The organism is Paenarthrobacter nitroguajacolicus (assembly GCF_031455195.1).
GTDB classification, from domain to species: domain Bacteria; phylum Actinomycetota; class Actinomycetes; order Actinomycetales; family Micrococcaceae; genus Arthrobacter; species Arthrobacter nitroguajacolicus_D.
Map to the genome: position 1 here is coordinate 1 of NZ_JAVDSH010000015.1, position 3,688 is coordinate 3,688.

1 rRNA gene is annotated in these 3,688 nt (G+C 55.1%); it reads right to left on the reverse strand.

Annotation, left to right across the window (positions count from 1 at the left end):
- Positions 1–123 precede the first annotated feature (123 nt).
- A 23S ribosomal RNA gene (locus J2Y68_RS21950) occupies positions 124–3,269 on the reverse strand.
- Positions 3,270–3,688 lie beyond the last annotated feature (419 nt).

Genomic DNA, 3,688 nt, shown 5'->3' on the forward strand with positions numbered 1-3,688 from the left:
GCCCCGTTTGTGGGGGTGGGTGGGAAGTTTTGTGGTTACAACTGTGGTGCTTGGTTGTTATTTAGTTGTTGGTTCCTGGGTTGTTGTTCGGGAACCACATAGTGGACGCGTGCAGTGTGTTGTGTGGTGTAAGTTGTTGGCCTATTAGTACCGGTCAGCTTCACGAGTCTTTAGTCCTCGCTTCCACATCCGGCCTATCAACCCAGTGGTCTGGCTGGGGGCCTCTCACACATAATGTGTATGGAAATCTCATCTTGAAGCGAGCTTCCCGCTTAGATGCTTTCAGCGGTTATCCCATCCGAACGTAGCTAATCAGCGATGCACTTGGCAGTACAACTGACACACCAGAGGTTCGTCCGTCCCGGTCCTCTCGTACTAAGGACAGCCCTTCTCAAATTTCCTGCGCGCGCAGCGGATAGGGACCGAACTGTCTCACGACGTTCTAAACCCAGCTCGCGTACCGCTTTAATGGGCGAACAGCCCAACCCTTGGGACCTACTCCAGCCCCAGGATGCGACGAGCCGACATCGAGGTGCCAAACCATGCCGTCGATATGGACTCTTGGGCAAGATCAGCCTGTTATCCCCGAGGTACCTTTTATCCGTTGAGCGACGGCCATTCCACAATGTACCGCCGGATCACTAGTCCCGACTTTCGTCCCTGCTTGAGATGTCTCTCTCACAGTCAAGCTCCCTTGTGCACTTACACTCGACACCTGATTGCCAACCAGGCTGAGGGAACCTTTGGGCGCCTCCGTTACTTTTTAGGAGGCAACCGCCCCAGTTAAACTACCCATCAGGCACTGTCCCTGACCCGGATCACGGGCCGAAGTTAGATGTCCAAAGTGACCAGAGTGGTATTTCAACGATGACTCCACCCGAACTGGCGTCCGGGTTTCAACGTCTCCCACCTATCCTACACAAGCCACTCCGAACACCAATACCAAACTATAGTAAAGGTCTCGGGGTCTTTCCGTCCTGCTGCGCGTAACGAGCATCTTTACTCGTACTGCAATTTCGCCGAGTTTATGGTTGAGACAGCGGGGAAGTCGTTACTCCATTCGTGCAGGTCGGAACTTACCCGACAAGGAATTTCGCTACCTTAGGATGGTTATAGTTACCACCGCCGTTTACTGGGGCTTAAATTCTCAGCTTCGCCCACAAGTGGGCTAACCGGTCCTCTTAACCTTCCAGCACCGGGCAGGAGTCAGTCCGTATACATCGTCTTGCGACTTCGCACGGACCTGTGTTTTTAGTAAACAGTCGCTTCCCCCTGGTCTCTGCGGCCCACACCCGCTCACGGAGAGCAAGTCTCCATCACGGGGCAGGCCCCCCTTCTCCCGAAGTTACGGGGGCATTTTGCCGAGTTCCTTAACCATAATTCTCTCGATCGCCTTGGTATTCTCTACCTGATCACCTGTGTCGGTTTGGGGTACGGGCGGCTAAAACCTCGCGTCGATGCTTTTCTTGGCAGCATAGGATCACCGGATCCCCCCTTACGGGAGTCCCATCAGATCTCAGGATCGTGCTCGAAGCACACAGGAACGGATTTGCCTATCCCTGACCCTACATCCTTAGACCGGGGCAACCATCGCCCGGCCCGGCTACCTTCCTGCGTCACACCTGTTAATACGCTTACCTCCCGGGATCAGGTCCCGCGCTCGGCCAAAACCCACAACACCACAAGGGTGAGCGGGCAGGCTCCGGGCGGTTAGTATCCCCCGCTTGGCATGGGCGGTTTTTCGCCGGTACGGGAATATCAACCCGTTGTCCATCGACTACGCCTGTCGGCCTCGCCTTAGGTCCCGACTTACCCAGGGCAGATTAGCTTGACCCTGGAACCCTTGATCATTCGGCGGACGGGTTTCTCACCCGTCTTTCGCTACTCATGCCTGCATTCTCACTCGTGTAGGCTCCACCGCTGGTTTCCACCGCGACTTCACTGCCCACACGACGCTCCCCTACCACTCCACACCCCTGAACCACGAAGGCTAGGGTACTGTGTGAAATCCACAACTTCGGCGGTGTACTTGAGCCCCGCTACATTGTCGGCGCGGAATCACTTGACCAGTGAGCTATTACGCACTCTTTCAAGGATGGCTGCTTCTAAGCCAACCTCCTGGTTGTCTTCGCAACTCCACATCCTTTCCCACTTAGCACACGCTTAGGGGCCTTAGTTGGTGGTCTGGGCTGTTTCCCTCTCGACTATGAAGCTTATCCCCCACAGTCTCACTGCTGCGCTCTGACTTACCGGCATTCGGAGTTTGGCTGACGTCAGTAACCTTGTAGGGCCCATCGGCCATCCAGTAGCTCTACCTCCGGCAAGAAACACGCAACGCTGCACCTAAATGCATTTCGGGGAGAACCAGCTATCACGGAGTTTGATTGGCCTTTCACCCCTACCCACAGCTCATCCCCTCCATTTTCAACTGAAGTGGGTTCGGTCCTCCACGACGTCTTACCGTCGCTTCAACCTGGCCATGGGTAGATCACTCCGCTTCGGGTCTAGATCACGCCACTACACTCGCCCTATTCAGACTCGCTTTCGCTACGGCTACCCCACACGGGTTAACCTCGCGACGTAACACTAACTCGCAGGCTCATTCTTCAAAAGGCACGCCGTCACAACTACAAGGTTGCTCCGACGGATTGTAAGCACACGGTTTCAGGTACTGTTTCACTCCCCTCCCGGGGTACTTTTCACCTTTCCCTCACGGTACTGGTCCGCTATCGGTCATTAGGAAGTATTTAGGCTTATCAGGTGGTCCTGACAGATTCGCACGGGATTTCTCGGGCCCCGTGCTACTTGGGATCCTCTCCAGGCGGCACAAAACATTACGGTTACGGGGCTCACACCCTCTCTGGCCGGCCTTTCAAGACCGTTCACCTATGCCTGCACATCACACCCCACCGGTCCGGCAGAACCAATACGGAAAGTCCCACAACCCCGCCCATGCAACGCCCGCCGGCTATCACACATGGAACGGTTTAGCCTGATCCGCGTTCGCTCGCCACTACTAACGGAATCACTCTTGTTTTCTCTTCCTGCGGGTACTGAGATGTTTCACTTCCCCGCGTTCCCCCCACGCACCCTATGTGTTCAGATGCGGGTCACACAATCACCATGACAGCGTTGTGCGGGGTTTCCCCATTCGGACATCCTGGGATCAACGCTCGGTTATCAACTCCCCCAGGCTTATCGCAGATTCCTACGTCCTTCTTCGGCTCCTAATGCCAAGGCATCCACCGTGTGCCCTTAAAAACTTGACCACACACAAACCAACAAACCCCACAAAAGGGCCCGCCGGTCTACGATGCATCATTCATATCGAGAGAACCATGCGCCACTTGGGCCCAAGGTTCATTCATAAGAAATTGCTGTATAGAACACACACACCAACCCCCAAAAAAGGGCCAGCCACGTGTATGTCCTAGATGCTCGCGTCCACTATGTAGTTCTCAAACAACAACCCCATCAACCACACCCACCACCACAACCCCACACAAAAGCGGGACTGACACAGTCATGGAATGCCGGCCGCAGGAACAAAAGAAACACCAGAAGTGCCCCCCTGCATTGCTGCAAAAAGGTCCTGTTGCCTCAGGACCCAACAGTGCGCCAAACACAACCCACACAGACCACGCCCCGGACACGTTCCCAACAACCCCCCAAAAGGAGTCACCGTACT